The 19676-nt window shown below is 65.9% G+C and carries 16 protein-coding genes; 5 read left to right on the top strand and 11 right to left on the bottom strand.

The window, feature by feature from the left end; translation table 11 throughout:
• Positions 1 to 1896, bottom strand: a complete 1896-nt coding sequence (locus JI664_RS10470) for a divergent polysaccharide deacetylase family protein (protein WP_207013701.1) — start codon at positions 1894 to 1896, stop codon at positions 1 to 3.
• A 192-nt stretch (positions 1897 to 2088) separates the two neighbouring features.
• Here JI664_RS10470 and JI664_RS10465 point away from each other — a divergent pair, with 192 nt between their 5' ends.
• Both JI664_RS10465 and trpD read left to right on the top strand, forming a co-directional pair.
• Entirely contained in the window at positions 2089 to 2691 is a 603-nt protein-coding gene (locus JI664_RS10465) for an anthranilate synthase component II (protein WP_207013700.1), read from the top strand.
• A complete protein-coding gene (trpD, locus tag JI664_RS10460; RefSeq protein WP_207013699.1) occupies positions 2688 to 3710 on the top strand; it encodes an anthranilate phosphoribosyltransferase in 1023 nt (340 codons plus the stop codon). The genes JI664_RS10465 and trpD overlap by 4 nt, the downstream gene beginning before the upstream one ends.
• A gap of 107 nt (positions 3711 to 3817) precedes the next feature.
• Here the strand turns inward: trpD and JI664_RS10455 are convergent, their stop codons facing one another.
• Complete coding sequence (locus tag JI664_RS10455; RefSeq protein ID WP_207013698.1) at positions 3818 to 4879, bottom strand: DUF6456 domain-containing protein; 1062 nt, start codon at positions 4877 to 4879, stop codon at positions 3818 to 3820.
• 276 nt (positions 4880 to 5155) lie between these two features.
• Between JI664_RS10455 and JI664_RS10450 the strand changes: the two genes are divergently transcribed.
• Both JI664_RS10450 and JI664_RS10445 read left to right on the top strand, forming a co-directional pair.
• The gene (locus JI664_RS10450; protein WP_207013697.1) at positions 5156 to 5518 is read left to right on the top strand and encodes a DUF6477 family protein; all 363 of its coding nucleotides are present in this window, start codon (positions 5156 to 5158) and stop codon (positions 5516 to 5518) included.
• 97 nt (positions 5519 to 5615) lie between these two features.
• Positions 5616 to 7649, top strand: coding sequence for an ASKHA domain-containing protein (locus JI664_RS10445; protein WP_207013696.1), 2034 nt, complete (start codon positions 5616 to 5618; stop codon positions 7647 to 7649).
• Between the two features lie 55 nt (positions 7650 to 7704).
• On the opposite strand, the gene phaR is transcribed toward JI664_RS10445, so the two are convergent.
• The 3 genes from phaR to JI664_RS10430 form a co-directional block, all read right to left on the bottom strand.
• Positions 7705 to 8283: a polyhydroxyalkanoate synthesis repressor PhaR gene (gene phaR, locus JI664_RS10440; RefSeq protein WP_207013695.1), complete on the bottom strand. Its 579-nt coding sequence runs from the start codon at positions 8281 to 8283 to the stop codon at positions 7705 to 7707.
• Between the two features lie 229 nt (positions 8284 to 8512).
• Entirely contained in the window at positions 8513 to 8995 is a 483-nt protein-coding gene (locus tag JI664_RS10435; protein WP_207013694.1) for a phasin family protein, read from the bottom strand.
• A gap of 112 nt (positions 8996 to 9107) precedes the next feature.
• Positions 9108 to 10907: a PHA/PHB synthase family protein gene (locus JI664_RS10430; RefSeq protein WP_207013693.1), complete on the bottom strand. Its 1800-nt coding sequence runs from the start codon at positions 10905 to 10907 to the stop codon at positions 9108 to 9110.
• 104 nt (positions 10908 to 11011) lie between these two features.
• Here JI664_RS10430 and phaZ point away from each other — a divergent pair, with 104 nt between their 5' ends.
• Positions 11012 to 12298, top strand: a complete 1287-nt coding sequence (gene phaZ / locus JI664_RS10425) for a polyhydroxyalkanoate depolymerase (RefSeq protein ID WP_207013692.1) — start codon at positions 11012 to 11014, stop codon at positions 12296 to 12298.
• Positions 12299 to 12357: 59 nt separating this feature from the next.
• Here phaZ and JI664_RS10420 read toward each other — a convergent pair whose 3' ends face one another.
• The 6 genes from JI664_RS10420 to JI664_RS10395 form a co-directional block, all read right to left on the bottom strand.
• Positions 12358 to 12798, bottom strand: a complete 441-nt coding sequence (locus JI664_RS10420; protein ID WP_207013691.1) for a DUF1330 domain-containing protein — start codon at positions 12796 to 12798, stop codon at positions 12358 to 12360.
• A gap of 109 nt (positions 12799 to 12907) precedes the next feature.
• Positions 12908 to 14995 carry a 3'-5' exonuclease gene (locus tag JI664_RS10415; protein ID WP_207013690.1) on the bottom strand — a complete coding sequence of 696 codons (2088 nt, stop codon included), beginning with the start codon at positions 14993 to 14995 and terminating at the stop codon, positions 12908 to 12910.
• The gene (locus JI664_RS10410) at positions 14988 to 15422 is read right to left on the bottom strand and encodes a response regulator transcription factor (RefSeq protein WP_207013689.1); all 435 of its coding nucleotides are present in this window, start codon (positions 15420 to 15422) and stop codon (positions 14988 to 14990) included. The genes JI664_RS10415 and JI664_RS10410 overlap by 8 nt, the downstream gene beginning before the upstream one ends.
• Positions 15400 to 15954, bottom strand: a complete 555-nt coding sequence (locus JI664_RS10405; protein WP_207013688.1) for a hypothetical protein — start codon at positions 15952 to 15954, stop codon at positions 15400 to 15402. Before JI664_RS10405 ends, JI664_RS10410 begins: the two co-directional genes overlap by 23 nt.
• Before the next feature lie 16 nt (positions 15955 to 15970).
• Positions 15971 to 17794 (bottom strand): putative nucleotidyltransferase substrate binding domain-containing protein, encoded by a 1824-nt coding sequence (locus JI664_RS10400; protein WP_207013687.1) that lies wholly within the window; start codon positions 17792 to 17794, stop codon positions 15971 to 15973.
• A gap of 95 nt (positions 17795 to 17889) precedes the next feature.
• Entirely contained in the window at positions 17890 to 19674 is a 1785-nt protein-coding gene (locus tag JI664_RS10395) for a sodium:solute symporter family protein (protein ID WP_207013686.1), read from the bottom strand.
• Positions 19675 to 19676 lie beyond the last annotated feature (2 nt).

The raw sequence follows: 19676 nt of genomic DNA, 5'->3' as shown, positions 1-19676 counted from the left end.
TTATTGCGGGGCGATCAGCGTCGTGCTGACCGGGGTCAGGGCCACACCCGCGCGGCCGGAACCGGCGGCGAAATCGGCAAGCTCGGTCATCGTCGCGCGGTTGGCCGCGTCGCCCATGACGACGATCCCGTCCTGACGCAGCGCCTCGAAGGCGGCGCGGTCGATCAGGCGGCGGATGGTGAATTCGCCCTGATCTTCGTCGTCGAGCGCGCGGTAGACCGAGGTCGCGGGCAGTCCGTTGGCGCGCGCCGCCTGCAAGAAGGCATCGAGCCCGTTGCGCAGCGACACCGCGCCATAGCCATAGGGTGCGATCATCCCGGCGAAATCACGCGCCAGCGGTGCATTCGCCCCCAGCCCGTTGATCGGCACATCCACGAACAACGCCGTTTGCGGGAATTCGCGCTGCCAGAAATCGAGCGTCAGCGCGATATCCGAATCGCTGGCCAGCGCCGGAAGCCTTGCGGCCCGCAGGGCGATCTCGTGGCCCGCTGCGCGATAGGCGCGAGCACGGCGCGGCGCATCGGAATCGAAGGGATCGAGCGCAATCGTCACCGGCACCGGCAGCGCCAGCACCCCGGTTTCGGCCTCGGCGCTGTCGATCAGCACAACACCCAGCGGGCGCTGGTCGGGCTGCATGTCGGGCGTGGCGGCATTGCGCAGGATCGCGGGGGCGTTCGGATCGGCCTCTGGCGCCGCGCCGTCGGTCGCGTCGGGCGAGACAACGATGGTCTCGCCCACCGTCGGCAGCCGCCCGCCGCCGCTTCCCAGCCGCCGCACCGCCGGGTCCCCGGCGCCGGGGCGGCGCACGGTGACATCGGGCGTCCCCGAAGGCATCTCCCGCACGCGCGGCAGGCCGGTCGCGGGCGTCTCGTCGCCCAGCAGCGGCTCGTTATCCGGCGTGCTTTCGGCGGCCACGGGCGCGAGGTCGTCCGCCGGTTCGCGGGGGGTGGTGTCCGACGGCACGGTCCCGGGTGCCGGATCTTCGCCAAGGGTTTCTTCTGCCGGGGCCGGTTCGGGGGCTTCGGCCTCGGGTTCCTGCACGTCGGCCGCGCGCTCGGCAACCGGCGCCCCATCGTCGACAGCGCTTGCGACCTCGGCCCCGACGCTCGGAGCCTCTTCAGGCACGCCGAGATCGGACGCGTTGACGTCGGGCGTTGCGTCCGTCGCGGCGGCGTCAGTCGGGACCGGCTGTTCCGCGCTGTATTCCGTGGGTTCGTCGTCCGGGACGACTTCGCTATTCGTGGCGCTCTCGGACGCCTCAGCATCAACCGCGCTAATTTCGACTACCGGAGTCTCCGTGGTGCCCTCGGTCTCATCCGTGATCCCGACAACCGCGTCTTCCGCCGCTTCGGAAGGAAGCGCGTCAGCCTCCCCCTCAACCATAGCGGGCGCCTCGGGAGCGGCCTCGTCCGGCGCGACGTTTTCGGAAGCGGGCGTAGCGGGCACAGCACTGACCTCAGGCGCAGCGGGCTCATCCGCCGCAACCGTCGCAGGCGCGGCAGCGGTCTCGCCCGTCGTCTCAGGCGCAACCGGATCGCCCTCGACGGGCGTTTCTGTCTCGGCCACCGTCCCGGGTGACGGCTCGCCCACCAGTTCGACGGAGTCGGGCAACGCCTCGCCCTGAACGGGCGCGATCTCGTCGGCAACCGCTTCCGGCTCGACCGGGGACACGTCGCCCTCGGATGCCGACAGGCTTACGCCCTCAGGTTCCTCGTCAACCGGCGCTTCGGGCTGCTGAGCAGCGGGGGCTTCCGGCGCTGGTGCCTCGGCCACCTGAGCGGGTTCGGGCGTGTTGCCGGCCTCCGGCGCCTCGACCGGAACGGCCAGCGACAACACCGCGAAACCCAGCACGAAGCTGATCACGCCCACGACGATTCCCTTGATGAATCCGGTCATCTGCCCTCGGTGCCCCCGTGTTTTCCGGCACTATACCTTGATGGTTAACACGGTACACCCCCGTGAGCCCGCATGAACCCCAAGGACAGCGCGCGATGCAAGGCTGCGGGCTTGACCATCTCCCGCGCGGGGATGCATGTAGGGATCGCCTGCTCGGGTCCTTCGCCCGGGATCACGCGAAGGATGCGCCGCATGTTGCTCTTGATCGATAATTACGACAGCTTCACCTACAATCTGGTGCATTATTTCGGCGAACTTGGCGCCGATGTCGTGGTCCGGCGCAACGATGCGCTCGATGTGCAGGAAGCGATGAGCATGGGCGCCGAGGCCATCGTTCTCAGCCCCGGCCCCTGCGATCCCGATCAGGCGGGCATCTGCCTACCGCTGGTCGCCGCTGCGGCCGAAACTCGCACACCACTGATGGGTGTCTGCCTCGGGCACCAGACGATCGGACAGGCGTTCGGCGGGAAGGTCGTGCGCGCGGGCGAGATCGTGCACGGTAAGATGGGCCGCGTGCATCACGAAAGCGCGGGCGTCTTCACCGGCCTGCCCTCGCCCCTGGAAGCCACGCGCTATCACTCGCTGATCGTCGAGCGCGAGACGCTGCCCGACGACCTGCAGATCACCGCGTGGCTCGACAACGGGATCATCATGGGTCTGCGCCACAAAACGCTGCCCATCGAGGGCGTACAGTTCCACCCGGAAAGCATCGCCTCGCAGCACGGCCACGCAATGCTGCGTAATTTCCTTGTCGAAGCCGGGGTTTCGGGGATCACCGAGGGGGTGCCGGCATGAGCGCGCTGAAGCCACTGATCGCAACCGCCGTAGACCGCCCGCTAACCCGCGCCGAGGCCGAGCAGGCCTTTGGCATCCTGTTCGCGGGCGACGCCACACCCGCGCAGATGGGCGGGCTGCTGATGACGCTGCGCACGCGCGGCGAGACGGTGGACGAATACGCCGCTGCCGCTGCGGTGATGCGCGCGCGCTGCGTGCCGGTGACGGCCCCTGCGGGCGCCATCGACATCGTCGGCACTGGCGGCGACGGCAAGGGCACGCTGAACATCTCGACCGCGACCGCTTTCGTGGTGGCGGGCGCGGGCGTGCCGGTGGCCAAACACGGCAACCGCAATCTCAGCTCGAAATCCGGCGCGGCGGATGCGCTGGGGGCTCTGGGCATCGACGTGATGGTTGGCGCCGAGGCGGTGCAGACCGCGCTGGCCGAGGTCGGGCTGGGCTTCATGATGGCGCCGATGCACCACCCGGCGATGCGCCATGTCGGTCCCGTCCGTGCCGAGCTGGGCACGCGTACGATCTTCAACATCCTCGGACCGCTGACCAACCCGGCGGGCGTCAAGCGGCAGCTTACCGGCGCCTTTTCGTCCTCCCTGCTGCGCCCGATGGCCGAGGTGCTGCGCGCGCTGGGATCCGAAAAAGCGTGGCTTGTGCATGGGGGCGACGGCACCGACGAGCTGTCGATTGCCGAACCCTCGCAGGTCGTGGCCCTCGACAACGGAATGCTCACGGAATTCACCGTCAGCGCCGAGGATGCGGGCCTGCCCTCGCATCCGTTCGACGAGCTTCTGGGCGGCGATCCGGTCCAGAACGCGGCCGAGCTGAAAGCGGTGCTGACCGGCGGCGGGCGCCCGGCCTATCGCGACGCGGTGCTTCTGAACGCGGCGGCGGCGCTTGTCGTAGCGGGCAAAACCGAGACGCTGAAAGACGGCGTTGCGATCGCGCGGGCGGCGCTGGAATCCGGCGCTGCGGCTCAGAAGGTCAGTGACCTCGCCCGGCTGCAGCCGGTTAAGAAGGGCTGAAGACCGGGACAAATTCAACGTTTCGGACCAGAAGACCGGCGTCAATCGGCCAGTGAATGTCATAAATCGAACATCTGCGATTTGCCTGACATTCATGGGTTTCGTGACTATCCCAGCATCTTCCCCGCGTCGCCCAGCGCGTCATAATGCTGCCTCAGGCGCAATAACGCGATGCGCAGCACGATCTTGCCCGAGCGCGCGGACCATCCCAGATCCCGCTCGGCGGTCTCAAGCCCTTCCATGAAACAGCAACAGCGCAGCGCCATATCGGCCAGCCCGGGCCCGAGGTCGTGCAAAGCCGCCTCGACCCGCTCGCGCGGCCCCGCACCGCCGCGAGGCAGGCCTGAGCCGGGCGCGGCCTGCGACGGGCCGGTCAGGAAGCGGTCCCAGTTCTGCGCGACCGGCGCACCCGCCTGCGCGGCCTCGAAATCTTCGCGCAGGCGCTCGGCTGCCGAAACCAGATCCGGCGTCAGGAAGGGTTCGCCATCGCGCGTGCGCCGCCGCGCCAATGCGGTAACCGGGCTGTCGACGGTCACAGGCCGCGTGCGGCGCGTATCCTCGTCGGGCAGGTCGGGCCGGGGCATGGCGTCGGGCAGCGCATCGTCGCCCAGAAGCTGGCGGATCGCCGCGCGCCCCGACATCGTCAGCTCGTAGCGCAGCACCCGGCCGGGCTGCACGCATTCGATCCAGTCGCGCAGCGCGAAGGCCTCGGCCACCGGGCGATCCAGCACCGCCAGACGCGTCGTCTTGCCCGCCTGTTCGCGCAGCACCACCGCGCGGTCCATATCCGGCGCCACTGCCAGCAGCGCGCCCGGCTCGGCCAGACGCGGCAGCACGCGGCGCACTTCGGCTTCGAGCGCGTCATTGGCGATCGGGCAGATCCCGGCGATCTCGTCGCCCGCTATCGCTTCGGGCCGCATCCTTGTCTGTGCCGCCTGTGCCGCCCTTCGCACACCGCCACAAAGCCAGCCCAGCGCCCCGTCCACCAGCGGATCGTCGCGCCGGTTCTCGAAACGCCGCACCTGCCGCATCACGGTCGAGGCATGCACGCCCTCTTCGCGCGCGATCTCCCGCAGCGAACGCCCGCCTTCGGTATGCGTCAGATACAGGCGGACGGCCGAAGGCACCCATTCCGGAAGGCGGTCAAGCGGCGAGATGTTGGCAGTCATTGGTTTCCCCCATGCCGGTGTCATCCCTCTTGCGCGCACGGGGGAACGGTCCGATTCGTCCGCAGCCCCCCAACCGGTCTGTTGCGAATTCGTGAACAAACGCCAACTTATGCGTGCATTCGTTACGGGATTGTTAATCGTTCGGCCCACCAGACTGGTTGAGAAACCGTAACGAGCGTTGAAGGGCCCGTACGCCGCGTGCGGCGCCGCACGCAACGCCCGCCCGGGTTGTGCCATCCTTTCGCCACGACGCGAAGAACGCGAAAGGACACCGTCATGACCTGCCAGAAATCTTCGACCCTGCTGAGCCTGCTGGCCGAGATCAGCACCCTCAGACGTCCGGCGCTGTTGCTCAGAACGGCACGCTTCGGCACTGCGGATTACAACCGCGACACCGACCTGCGCCGCATCCTGCGGCTGCCCGCGACGCCGCCGCCCGGACCGGCCACGCTGCGCCAGATCCTGGATCTCGAAGCACAGATCGACACCCTGCGCACCCGCCCGCCGCACGAGGTCGGCGATCCGTGGCGCGCGGCGCGTCATATCGATGTGCTGATCGCCCTGATCTGCGAGGCGCGAATGCTCAGCCACGCCCTGACCCCGCTTGCCGTTGCCGGGGATCGCGTCGACGCTGACTGACCCTTCGTCGCTTTCCCGCAGCCGCTGGTCGCCTTCTCTCTTTTCGCCGCAGGCGGGCAGGTTATGGTGGCGCGCGACGGCAAAGGACGGGACAGCCATGACAAGCGACGCGCTGGTGATTTTCACGCCCTCGGGCAAGCGGGGCCGCTTCGCCCACGGAACGCCGGTTCTGACCGCCGCGCGCCAGCTGGGCGTCGATCTGGATTCGGTCTGCGGCGGGCGCGGCATCTGCTCGAAATGCCAGATCACGCCGGGCGTCGGGTCCTTCCCCAAGCATGGCGTGACGGTGTCTGCCGACGCGCTGAGCGAGTGGAACGCCGTCGAGCAGCGTTACAAGGACAAGCGCGGGCTGATCGACGGCCGTCGTCTGGGTTGTCAGGCGAAGATCATGGGCGACGTGGTGATCGACGTCCCGCCCGAGAGCCAGCTTCACCGTCAGGTCGTGCGCAAGGCGGCCAGTATCCGCGCGGTCAAAATGGACCCTGCCACGCGGCTCTTCTACGTCGAAGTGGCCGAGCCCGACATGCATGAGCCGTCGGGCGATCTGGAACGGCTGGCGCAGGCGCTGCAGGCGCAATGGGATATCGACCGGATCGAGGCCGGCCCCGCCGTTTTGCGCAAGCTGCAGGTCGTTCTGCGCAAGGGAAACTGGGGCGTAACCATCGCCGCCTTCCGCGATCACCATGGCGGCGCCACGCGGATTCTCGACATCTTCCCCGGCCTCTACGAAGGCGCCCTGGCGGGACTGGCGATTGATCTGGGATCGACCACGATCGCCGCGCATCTGTGCGATCTGCGCAATGGCGAGGTGCTGGCCTCGGGCGGGATGATGAACCCGCAGATCCGCTTCGGCGAGGATCTGATGAGCCGGGTTTCCTACGCGATGATGAATCCCGGCGGCGATGTCGAGATGACGAAGGCCGTGCGCGCCGCGATCAACGCGCTGGCAGTCTCGGTGGCCGAAGACGCCAAGGTCCCGCCGCAAGCGATCATGGAGACGGTCGTCGTCTGCAATCCCGTGATGCACCACCTGTTTCTGGGCATCGACCCGGTCGAGCTGGGACAGGCGCCCTTCGCGCTGGCGACCTCGTCGTCGCTATCGCTGCCCGCACGCGACGTGGACCTGACTGCCATCAACCCCGAGGCCCGGCTTTACACCCTGCCCTGCATCGCCGGCCATGTCGGCGCCGATGCCGCCGCCGTCGCGCTGTCGGAGGCCCCGCAGGAGCAAGACGACCTGACACTGATCGTCGATGTCGGCACCAATGCCGAGATCCTGCTGGGCAACAAGACGCGTGTTCTGGCCTGCTCGTCGCCGACGGGCCCGGCCTTTGAAGGCGCGCAGATTTCCAGCGGCCAGCGCGCCGCGCCCGGTGCCATCGAACGGATCGAGATCAACCCGGAAACCAAGGAACCCCGCTTCCGCGTCATCGGCTGCGATCTTTGGTCCGACGATGAGGGTTTCGAGACGGCGATTGCGGGCACGGGCATCACCGGCATCTGCGGCTCGGGCATCATCGAGGCGGTGGCCGAGATGCGTATGGCAGGCATCGTCGACGCGGCGGGCCTGATCGGCGGGCCCGATCAGACCGGCACCGCCCGCTGCCAGCCCGAGGGCCGCACGCATAGCTACCTGATCCATGACGGCACCGCCCGGAACGGGCCGCGCATCACCGTCACGCAAAGCGATATCCGCGCGATTCAGCTTGCGAAATCGGCGCTTTACGCGGGCGCGCGCCTGCTGATGGACGAGATGGGCGCGGTTCGTGTCGAGAAAATCGTTCTGGCCGGGGCCTTCGGTGCACATATCAGCGCCAAACACGCGATGGTGCTGGGAATGATCCCCGATTGCCCGCTGGACAAGGTCACCAGCGCGGGCAACGCCGCCGGCACCGGCGCGCGGATCGCTTTGTGCAACATCGCCGCGCGGGCGGGGATCGAGACGCAGGTGACGCGGATCCACAAGGTCGAAACCGCCATCGAACCCCGGTTTCAAGAGCATTTCGTCAATGCCTCGGCCATGCCGCACGCCGTCGACAGCTTCCCCAACCTGTCCACGGTGGTGACGCTGCCCGATGTCAGCTTCAATACCGGCGGCGGGGGCGAAGGCGGCAGACGGCGGCGGCGCTGAACGGCAAAGGGCCGGTCCCACGGACCGGCCCCTTTCGTATCACGTCGCCCGGGCGTTACTTGCCCATCTTGCTCAGCTTGGCTTCCAGCGCGGCAAGCTGACGGCGGATCGCGGTCAGATCCTCTTCGTCCGAGGCGGCTTCGCCGGTGCTTTCGCCCTCGGCCCCCGGGGCCGCGCCGGGCATGGATTTCCAGCCCGCCATCATGTTTTCCATGAAGGCCTGCTGCTGGCGCTGCATCTCGGCAAAGCCCGGCATCTTCTGCATCTGGGCCATCATCGGGTTCATCGCGGTCATCTGCTCGGCCAGTTTCGGGCCGTCTTTCAGCATCTCGAACGACATCGCCAGGAATTGCGGCACGACGCTTTGCGCCTGCGCGGTATAGCTGCGCACCAGATCGGTCAGCACATCGAGCGGCAGGACATTTTCGCCCCGGCTCTCATGCTCGGCCACGATCTGCAGCAGGTATTGCCGCGTCAGGTCGTCACCGGTCTTCAGGTCCACGATCTTCACTTCGCGACCGGCACGGATGAAACCGGCAATGTCTTCCAGTGTGACGTAGTCGCTGCTTTCGGTGTTGTAGAGACGACGCGACGCGTAGCGCTTGATCAGAAGCGGTTTATCAGTCTCGGACACGTCCGTTGCTCCCTCGGGTCGATATTGCATTGCAGCGAGCCTAGACCCCGAAACGCGTTCGGAAAACAGGTTTCTTCGCTGCGTGACAGAAATTCGATGAATTTCCATGCATCAATGAAGGGATTTCCATCAGGAAACGAAGAAGGGCGACCCGAAGGCCGCCCTTTTCCGTTCCCGACAAAGCCGGGGACATTCTGCCGTTCCTGCGGGGCAATCCCCGCGAGACGGATTATTTCGCGGTCGCGCTGGCTTTCTTGGCGGCAGCGGTGACATCTTCCGACGCTTTTTTCGCGGCGGCGGTCATGTCCGAGGTCGCCTTCTGCATCGCAGCGGTCGCGTCGGCCGACATGTCCTTGCCAGCGGCGAGGCACAGCTCGACGGTGTCCATCTGCACGCGCTTGGCGATATCGGCGAAGGCAGCCATGTGCTCGGCAGCCATTTCAGCCGAAGCCGAGGCGAAATCGGTATAGGCCTTGGCGTAGTCCGCGGGCTCTTCCTTGACGGTCGACACTTCGCCGATCTTCGCCAGGGTGTCCTTGGTCCACTTGCTCGAAACTTCGGCCGATTTCTCGGCGGCTTCCAGCACGACCTTGCTCATTTTCTCGCCCATCGCAGCCTGGGTCTTGAACGCGTCCTGCATCGCCGAGGTGTCGACGGGGAAAGCGCCCATCATGTCTTGCATGACTTTGCTGAAATCGTTGGTCTTGGCCATTTGTTCTCTCCTTGTCCGTGGCCCGAACAACCGGACCCGTGCATCTGAGAGACAATATGTATGCTGCAGCGCAGAAAATCAAGAGTGATATGCTGCGCTGCAGCATTTTCTGCTAAGTGCTTGACGTAGCGTTCGGATTAGCGCGCACATAGCTGCCCGGCGCGGCGCCAAGCCCCGAATCGGCCACCTCACGCGCGGAAATCAGCTTGCCCGAGCGGCTGCGCAGCCACTCTTCCCAGCGCGGCCACCACGAGCCGTCATGCCGCTCGGCGTCGGCCCGCCAGGCGTCGGGATCGCCGTCGATCGGATGCTCCGACGTGTAGTGGCCGTATTTCTTTTTCGAGGGCGGATTGACGATCCCTGCGATATGGCCCGATTCCGACAGGATGAAGGTCTTGTTGGTCGACCCCATCTTCGACACGCCCCGGAAGCTCGACCGCCACGCGGCGATATGGTCGGTTTCGCAGGCAACGGCGCAGAGCGGAATTTTCACATCCGCGATCTTCAGCGTCTCGCCGAACATCTCGTAGCCGCTCGTGCACAGCTTGTCCTGCTGGCAAAGCCCGCGCAGGTATTCCACCGCCATCCGGCCCGGCAGGTTGGTCCCGTCACCGTTCCAGAACAGCAGATCGAAGGCGGGCGGTGCCTCGCCCATCATATAGCTGCGGATCGCCGGTCCGTAGATCAGATCGTTCGAACGCAGGTAGCTGAACGTCTTCGTCATGTAATAGCTGGGCAGGTAGCCCTTATCCTGCGCCTCGGCCTCGATCCCGTCGACGAAATCGTTCTCGAGAAACACGCCGACCTCGCCCTGATCCGAGAAATCGGTGAGCGTGGTGAAGAACGTCGCCGACTTGATCGACTTGTCCTTGCGCTTGTGCATCAGCGACAGGGTCAGCGACAGCGTGGTCCCGGCGATGCAATAGCCCACGACATTGACCTGCTTGACCTTGCAGATCTCTTTGACCTTGGCGACGGCTTCCAGATAGCCCTCTTCGACATAGGTCTCCATGCCGACATCGGCATAATTGGCATCGGGATTGACCCAGCTCACCACGAACAGCGTGTAGCCCTGATCGACGATCCACTTGATCAGGCTGTTTTGCGGCTTCAGATCCAGAATGTAGAACTTGTTGATCCAGGGCGGGAAGATCATCAGCGGCGTTTCGTGCACCTGCTCGGTCGTCGGCTTGTACTGGATCAGCTCGAACATCCGGTTGCGATAGACGACCTCGCCCTCGGTGGTGCCGATATTGCCGCCCACCTTGAACGCATCGCGGTCGGCAAGCGTCACCAGCAGGTCGCCGTTATTGGCCTCGATATCGCGCACGAGGTTCTCAAGCCCTTTCACAAGGCTCTCGCCCTCGGTCTCGACGGCGCGCATCAGCGCATCGGGGTTGGTGCCGAGGAAATTGGTCGGCGCCATCATGTCGATAATCTGCTTGCCGAAATATTCCAGCCGCCGCTTTTCGCGCGGATCCAGCGTGTCGAGCTCCTCGATCGCTTTCTCGATCGCATCCGAGGACATCAAATACTGCTGCTTGATGTAGTTAAAATAGGGATGCGTCTTCCACAGCGGGTTGGTGAAGCGCTTGTCGTCGGGCGTATGATCCTCGGGCGCGACAAGCTGACCGTGCTTGAGCGCTTCCTGCGCCTCGGCGAAATGCTTCAGCGTCTTGCCCCAGTATTCCACCTGCTGCTCGATCACCTTCGAGGGGTGATTGACCATCTCGTTCCAATAGGCCGACGCGGCGCGCAGATAGATCGACGGATCCGGCGCCTGCAACTCGGGACGCTGCGGCTGCTTGTTCGCAAACGCAGCAATCAGACGTTGTGTCAGGGTCTCAATCTTTGCCAAGTTTTCATTCAAGGCGTCCAGTTTATCTGAATTTTCGCATTCAGAAGTTGCCATTGAATAACCTCCCCCCTACACTCCTGCACTGCAGCATAGACTGGCAGCGCCCTTGGTGGAACCGCCGATCTGTGCGCGTGAGCGGTCACATCACGGAGAGTCCCATGCGACAAATGGCCACGTACGACCTCATGGAAACGATGCGCAACACCAACGAGTGGCTCGGCGCAACGGCCCGTGCCATGGCATCCTATCCGGTGTTCGGCCTTACGTCGAACCCGATGTTCGACATGGTCGAAGCGTGGGGCCGCGTGACCGAGCGCAGCTTTGCGCGCATGGTTACCAAGCCCGCCTGGGGCATCCGCACCGTGGTCGGCGAAGACGGCAAGGACCACCTTGTCGAGCTTGAGACCGAGATGAAGCGCCCGTTCGGCGATCTCGTCCGTTTCAATGTGAATGGCCGCCCCGAGAAAAGCCGCCGCATCCTGCTGTGCGCGCCGATGTCGGGCCATTACGCGACGCTGCTGCGTTCGACCGTGGCCTCGTTGCTGCCCGATGCGGAATTGTGGATCACCGACTGGCATAACGCGCGCGACATCCCGGTTTCGGAAGGCAAGTTCGATATCGAGGATTACACCCAGTACCTCGTCGATTTCATGAAATTCCTCGGTCCCGACACGCATGTGATCGCGGTGTGCCAACCCGCGCCGCTGGCTCTGGCCGCCACCGCCATGCTGGCTGAGGAAGAGCCCGACGCGCAGCCCCTGACCCTGACGCTGATCGGCGGCCCGATCGACCCCGACGCCGCCGCGACCGAAGTCACCGATTTCGGCCGCCGGGTGACGATGGGTCAGCTCGAGCATCTGGCGATCCAGCGCGTGGGCTTCAAATATGCGGGCGTGGGCCGTCAGGTCTATCCCGGCCTTCTGCAGCTTGCGGGCTTCATTTCGATGAATCTCGACCGCCACGCGCAGGCCTTCTCGGACAAGATCGCCACCGAGGCCCGGGGCGAGGGCAGCGAGCGCGACCAGCACAACCGCTTCTACGATGAATACCTCGCCGTCATGGACATGACCGCCGAATTCTACCTCTCGACGGTCGAGCGGATCTTCAAGAACGGCGAAATCGCGAAGAACGAATTCGTGGTGAACGGAAAGACCGTCGATATCGGCAAGGTCACCAATGTCGCGACGATGATCGTCGAGGGCGCCAAGGACGACATTTCGGCCCCCGGCCAGTGTCTTGCCGCGCTCGACCTGCTGACCGGCCTGCCCGACGCCTACAAGGCGCAGCATCTGGAACCCGGCGCGGGCCATTACGGCATCTTCGCGGGGTCGAGCTGGCGCAACAATATCCGCCCGCTGGTGTTCAGCTTCATGGACACCCATGCCGAGCGGAAGAACAAGGCCGCGCCGAAGCCCGCCGTCACGCTGGCGGCGTCGAACGACTGAGCGCGCGCCCCAAGTTTGCCGACAAAGCCCCGCCCGCGCGGGGCTTTGTTTTATCCGCCTCAGCCAAAACCCGCGCCCTTTTTCCCCGGCGCCATGCGGATCAGCCGCGAATCGACGACCGCCGCAGTGCGATGACGCGCCGCGCGCTGGTAGTCCGCGTTGCGGATCATGTCGATAAAGGCCTGCCCGCTGGGATAGGCTGCGATGAAGGCGATGTCCCATGCCTCGTCCTCGGGGCCGATGAGCATCAGCTGCGGCGCGCCGCTCCAGAGAATCCGCCCGCCCAAGGCCCTGAAGATAGGTCCGCTCTCGCGGCCATAGGCGGCATAGGCCTCTGCGCCGGTGAGGGTGCCAGTAAAGGTGCCGGGTGCATCTTCACCGTCCTCATAGACCGCCCTGTCGCGCAGCCGCACAAGGTTGAGCATCTCGACCGGCGCATCGCGTGGCAGGTCCTTGAAACGGGCAAAGCGGGTGCGGTCGGGATTGATGTGGTGATCCATCCGCAAAGGCTACCGCCCTGTCCCCGCTTCGGGCAAGTCAGGACGCAACCCGCCCCGCGCGCGGCTGTAGGGTGCGTGATTCCACGCACCCCTGCGCGACGGCGACCCGTCAGCCGTTCAGATCCTTCAGCAATCGCCCGTGCTTGCGCATCTCGGCCACGACCTGCCCGAATGTCGACAGCCCCCGGGCCTTCAACATCGGCACCAGCCGCAGGAAAGCGTCGGCGGTGGCGACCGCGTCGCCCAGCGCGGTATGGCGCGCCTCGTCGGGGATGGTGATCCCCAGCCGCGCGGTCAGCGCATCCAGCGAATGCTGCTCAAGCTGGCCGAACAGCACCGCCGACAACAGCACCGTATCGAGGATCGGATGATCGAAGACACGCCCGATCTCGGCTTCCTGCCGGCGCAGGAATTCCATGTCGAACGGCGCATTATGCGCGATCAGCACCGCGCCCTCGGCGAAATGGTGAAACCGCTGCCCGGCTTCGACGATATCGGGCGCGCCCACCACCATGCTGTCGGTGATCCCGTGCACATCGGTCGACGAGGGCGGGATCGCGCGTTTCGGATCGACCAGTGTGTCGAACACCTCGTTCTCCAGCCGCCGACCGTTCACCACCCGCACCGCCGCGATCTGGACGATGCTGTCGCTCGACGGCGAGAGCCCCGTGGTCTCGGTATCAAAGACGACGAAGGTCAGGTCTTCCAGCCGCGTCTCGGCCACCGCCGCGTTGCGTGCTTTGCCCAGCAGCTCGAAATCGTAGACCACCTTGCGCGCGATCGGTGCGACCCGTCGCCCCGCGCGCCGGACCGAGCGGATCGGCATCACCACCGAATGTCCGGTGTCGAAGGCTTCGGGCCAGGCCTCGCTGCCATGCGTCTGCAGCACCGCGCGCGCCGTCAGCTCGCCGGTATCGCGCCCCAGCGAGCCCGACAGCCAGCCGTCGAGCCGCCCCACCGACAAGGGCGCGCCCCGCCAGCACAGCCGCATCAGCGCGCCCGGGCCGTCCTCTTCTTCGATGACGATGCGGAACTGGCGCGCCAGCCCCTCGCCCGCGATATGATCGGCCAGCCATGTCCAGAAGGCGATGATCTCGAATCCGTCGACCTGCAGGATCAGATCGAGGCTCTCGGTTTCCAACTGCAGGCCATGCGCCTGAAACCGTGCGGCCAGACCGTCGAGCAGATCGCCCGAGCGGGTATTGACCAAGGGCCGCCAATCCGACTGGATCGCGTCATAACGCGCACCCAGCTCGGTGATCGCGCGCGTCAGCGTTTCGATCTCGGCGCGCAGGGCCGCAGACAGGTCGGGCATCTCCGCCGCGCTGTCGAGCTCGGCCAACACGCCGATGACCGTCTGCAAATTGGCCGCCGGGCGCCGTACGCGGTCGAAAATCTCGCTCAGCAGCGCGTCTCGGCGGGTATGCGCGGCGATATCGGCGGTGACATCGCGCAGGGTCAGCACGTAGCCCGGCTCGACACCCTCTTCCCGCCGCCGAAGAACCCGCATCCGCCCCGCCAGAAGCCGACCGCCCGAGGTCGTCGCGCATAGCAGGTCCGAGGCCGCGTCGGGATCTCCCGCGCCCGCCAGCCGGTCATAGGCATGGCGGATCGGTCCCTCGCGCAGGTAATCGAGCAGCTTTCGATCCAGCCCCGGCGCGGTGCCGCCGCCCAGAATGTCTACCGCCTGCCCGTTATAGAAAGCCAGCTGATGCTCGGCCGAGCACAGCAGCACCGCCACCGGCACATCGGCAAGAAGCGTCTCCAGCCGCGACTTCTCGGCCGCCAGCCGCGTGGTTTCGCGCGCGACACTTTCGGCCAGCGCGCTGCGCGTCTCGATCAGCGAGCGCGTCACCGCCTCGGCGGCGGGGGCCAGATCGCCCAGATAGCGCGCGGCGCGGGCCTCGGCGGCAAGATCGTGCTCGATCCCGGCATGGACCCGCGCGCGGATCCCCGAGGCCAGCCCGTCGATGGCGCGTGCGACATTGTGGTCGAACAGGAACCAGACCCAGACGACCAGCCCGACGATGCCAAACCCCGCCACCAGCGCGCCCTGCACCACTTCGGGGGCGAGCGCCCCAAAGCCCGTCTCGCGCGCGGCGACCCACAGGCCCGCCGCGACCAGCGCGATGGAACCGAGCGCCAGCAGCGCGAAGAACAACAGGATCCGCAGCCGCAGCGTCAGCCGGTCACGCATGGCGCGCCTCGCCGCGCGCGCCGTCCTCCAGATCGCCGGGCGCCTCGCCGGCAAGGATGCGCCGCACTTCGGCGCGCAGGGCCTTCAGCTCGAAGGGTTTCGAGATGAAGCCATCGGCCCCCATCGCCAGCCCCTTGCGCCGCTCCATCGCCGAGCCGCGCGCGGTCATCATCAGGATCTTCACATCGTTGAGCGAGGGGTCCATGCGTACGTCCTGACAGATCTCGTAGCCCGACACTTCGGGCAGCATCACATCCAGAAGCACCAGATCGGGCCGGGTCTCGCGGATCAGCGCGACGGCGCCGGCGCCGGTGGCGATGCGCTGCTGGCTGTAGCCTTCGCGCGTCATCAGGTAATCCAGCGCGACGGCGATGTTGTCCTCGTCCTCGACGACGAGGATTCGCTTAGGCTCCGCTGCCTTGCTCATCGGGTTCCTCCTCCACAACCGAACAGGCGGCGCGCAGGGCCGCATCTTCGGCATCAAGCGATGTCCAGTCCGCCCCTTCCAGCGTCCCGTCCGCATTCAGTTCCACGCCCTCGCGCAGATCGGCGCGGCGATGGTCCGCGCAATCATAAACCACCGTGACCGCCCGCATCGGCTGCCAGCGCCCGATCAGCACGATCCGGGTCATCACCAGCCCCGGCTGCTGCGGATGGGTGCGCGTCTGCGACAGGTCGATGGCAACCATGCGCGTGGTTTGCGGCCAAAGATAGGTCCAGGGCCGGTACGGCACCGCGTCGCCATCCTCGGAGACCAGCGTAAGCTGCGGCAGCGCGTCGATCGTGCGGTCGGCCCAGGTGTATTCCGCCCAGACCGTGTACAGGATCATCCCCGCCGCGACGCTGGCGGGATAGATCCACCGCCCCAGCGCGCCGCGCAGGACCAGCCGGTTGACCATCAGCACCAGCCCCATCAGGCCGAAGCCCGTCGCCAGTGCTCCCATCAGGTCGATCAGCATGAGGCGTCTCCGTCGCTCACCCCAGCACACCGCTTCGCTGGCTCAGGGCCGATTGCATGGTACGCACGACGACGAACGCGTCGCGCAGATGGCTGCGCTCGAAATCGGACAGGTCCGATGGCGCAAGGTAATTGTCGGGCTTTCTGCCCGCCTTGACCAGAGCCGCCTGATTTTCCAGCCGCAGCGCGGCAATCAGGTCATAGGCTTCGATCAGGTCCCGCGCGCCCGAGACCGAAACGACGCCCGCATCTTCGGCGGCTTCGATCCGCGCGCGGGTGTTGACCTCGGTCAGCTCGCCGCGCAGCGCATAGACGCGGGCGATATCAGTCACCGGCACGACGCCGTTATGCTTCATGTCGATATGGTTCTTGTACTCGCCCGACCGCACGGTCGCGAAGCCGCGCAGCAGGCCCAAGGGCGGGTGATGCTTCAGCGCGTTGGAAATCATATGCGCCACGAAGATCGAATTCTTTGACGCCAGCGACAGCGTCTCTTCCTGCAGGTCGCGAAACAGCGCCGGAGTGCCCCCGATCGGGCGCAGGTCGAACATGACCGAGGCCAGCATCTGCGCCTCGGGGCTGGGCGTGTCGATCCAGCCGCGGAAATAGCGCCGCCAGACGGATTTGGGCTGACACCAGCGCTCGGCCGTGGCCATCATGTCGCCGGGGCAATAGACGTAGCCCGCCGTATTGAGCCCATCACAGACGAAGCGCGCGAGCGCCTTGAAATAGTCCCGGTCCCCGGGCGTGACGGCATCGTCAAGGATCAGGCAATTGTCCTGATCGGAAACGCCGGTCTGTTCCTGCCGTCCCTGACTGCCGCAGGCGAGCCACAGATAGGGCACCGGCGCGGGGCCCAGTTGCGCCTCGGCCAGTTTCAGAAGCCGCCGCGTCACCGTGTCGGCGATGTCGGTGATCAGCCGGGTGACGACTTCATGCGCGTTGTTCGCCGCCACAAGCTGCACCAGCAGGCGCGGGATGCGGGCGGTGACTTCGGCCATTTCCTCGGGGGTTTCGCAGGCCGCCACGTCGCGGACCAGCAGCGCCGAACTGACCGCCTGAAACCGCGTCAGGTCGGTCTGCGTGATGATCCCCTTGAGCTTGCCGTCCTGCACCACCGGCACATGGCCGATCCCGCGCTCAAGCATCGTGTGCAGGATATCCGAGCCCAGCGCATCGGGCGTCAGGGTGATGGGATCGGGCGTCATCACCTGTTCCAGCATCGTCGTGCCCGGCAATTCGGCGGCCAGCACCCGTTCGGTCAGGTCGCGCGTGGTGACAAGACCCAGCAGCGCCTCGTCGCGCATGATAGCGATCGAGCTGATATGCTGGTCGCGCATGATCCGCGCGGCCTCGGTCACATTGGCCTCGGGCGACAGGGTGACGGGCATGCGCGCCATCAGGTCCGAGACCTTGAGCGTCGACAAATCGGTGCCACGCGTCTCGGCCGGGCGCGAGCGGTTGAAGAACCTCTCGAAGGCCGGAACGCCCGCGATCAGCCTGCGCCATTCGGCCTCGGGCAGCAGCAGCACGACCGACGGCTCGACCGCCGCCGCCGTCGTCACCGCCAGACCGTCGCGCAGAAGGCCCCGCTCCCCGAAGGTGTTGCGCGGACCCAGGATCGAGACCAGCACGCCGTTGCGGTCGGTCACTTCGACCGAGCCGCGCTTGATCAGGTAGAGGCCCTTCAGCGGCTCGTCAGCTTCGTAGATGGGGTCGCCCGCGCGGTATTCCCTGCGGCCGAACGAAGTGGCGACTCGCACCAGCTCGTTGCGCGGCAGGCTGTCATAAGGATGCACCGTTTCGAGGAAAGCGATGATCGTCTCGATCTGCGGTTCCATCGTGACACCTGGTGCAAGGGGTGCGGGGGGAAAGGGGGCGCGACGACCGCGCCCCCCGCTATTGTGTCCTGCCGTCTGGCTCAGTGCGACTGGGGTCAGTGCGACTGGGCCACACCGGCGCCGCGCGGCACGCGGATCGATTCCACCAGATCCTGGATCTCTGCCGGGGCGGGCTTGGTCATGGCAAGCACGACATAGGCCACGACGAAGTTCAGGATCGCGGCGACCACACCGAACGAGGCCGGCTGGATACCGAACAGCCAGTTATCGGCGTTGTTGGCCAGCATGTTGGTGCCCGGGATGAAGAACCAGCCGACATAGGTGAAGATGTAGACCATCTCCACGACAAGGCCGACCAGCATGCCCGCGACCGCACCGGCCGAGTTCATGGTCTTCGAGAAGATCCCCATCATGATCGTCGGGAACAGCGAGGCCGCTGCCAGACCAAAGGCGATAGCAACCACCTGCGCCGCGAAGCCCGGAGGGTTCAGGCCCAGGATCGTCGCGATCAGGATGGCAACCGCCATCGAGATCCGCGCGGCCAGCATTTCGCCTTTCTCGCTGATGCCCGGATTGAGCACAGACTTGATGAGGTCATGCGACACCGCCGACGAGATCGCCAACAGCAGACCCGCCGCCGTGGACAGTGCCGCCGCCAGACCGCCCGCCGCGATCAGCGCGATCACCCAGCCCGGCAGACCGGCGATTTCCGGGTTGGCCAGCACGAGGATATCGCGGTTGAAGTTGGTCAGCTCGTTGCCGTTCCAGCCCCGCTCTGCGGCAACCGCCTGCATGTCCGCGCTGGCGTCGTTGTAGTACTGGATCCGGCCGTCGCCGTTCTTGTCTTCCCAGCCCAGCAGGCCGGTGGTCTGCCAGTTGCGCATCCAGTTGTATTGCTCGCCGGTCTCGATTGTCTCGAGCGACACCGCCTCGCCGGTCACGCCATCGGGCCACATCTGCGTGGTGATGTTGTAGCGCGCCATCGCCCCCACAGCCGGAGCCACGGTGTAGAGCAGCGCGATGAACACCAGCGCCCAGCCAGCCGAGGCACGGGCATCCGACACTTTCGGCACGGTGAAGAAGCGGATGATGACGTGCGGCAGACCCGCGGTCCCGATCATCAGCGCCATGGTGAACAGCACCATGTCCAGCGTGTTCGAATGGTGCTCGGTATAGGCGCGGAAGCCCAGATCGGTCAGCAGACCGTCAAGATGCGCCAGCAGCGGCGTGCCGGACGCATCGGCGCTGAACAGGCCCATCTGCGGCAGGAAGGTGCCGGTCAGCTGCAGCGAGATAAAGATCGCCGGGATCGTATAGGCGACGATCAGCACGCAATACTGGGCGACCTGCGTATAGGTGATGCCTTTCATGCCGCCGAGAACGGCGTAGCAGAACACCACCGCCGAGGCGATCCACAGACCCGTCGAGCTGGACACTTCGAGGAAGCGCGAGAAGGCGACACCGGCACCGGCCATCTGGCCGATCACGTAGGTGGTCGAGATGACGAGCAGCGCGATGACCGACACGATACGCGCGGTCTGGCTGTAGAAACGGTCGCCGATGAAATCCGGCACCGTGAAGCGGCCGAATTTGCGCAGGTAAGGCGCGAGCAACAGCGCCAGCAGCACGTAGCCGCCGGTCCAGCCCATCAGGTAGGTCGAGTTGTCATAGCCGACAAAGGCGATGATCCCGGCCATCGAGATGAACGAGGCCGCCGACATCCAGTCGGCCGCGGTGGCCATGCCGTTGAGAACCGGGTGAACGCCCCGGTTGGCGGCGTAGAATTCCGACGTGGACCCGGCTCGGGCCCAGATCGCGATCCCGATGTAGAGGGCGAATGACAGCCCCACCACGATCAGGTTGAGAGTGAATTGATCCATAT

It is taken from the genome of Rhodobacter sp. NTK016B, from assembly GCF_017303295.1.
GTDB lineage: Bacteria > Pseudomonadota > Alphaproteobacteria > Rhodobacterales > Rhodobacteraceae > Pararhodobacter.
This window is presented reverse-complemented; position numbering and strand designations above follow the sequence as displayed.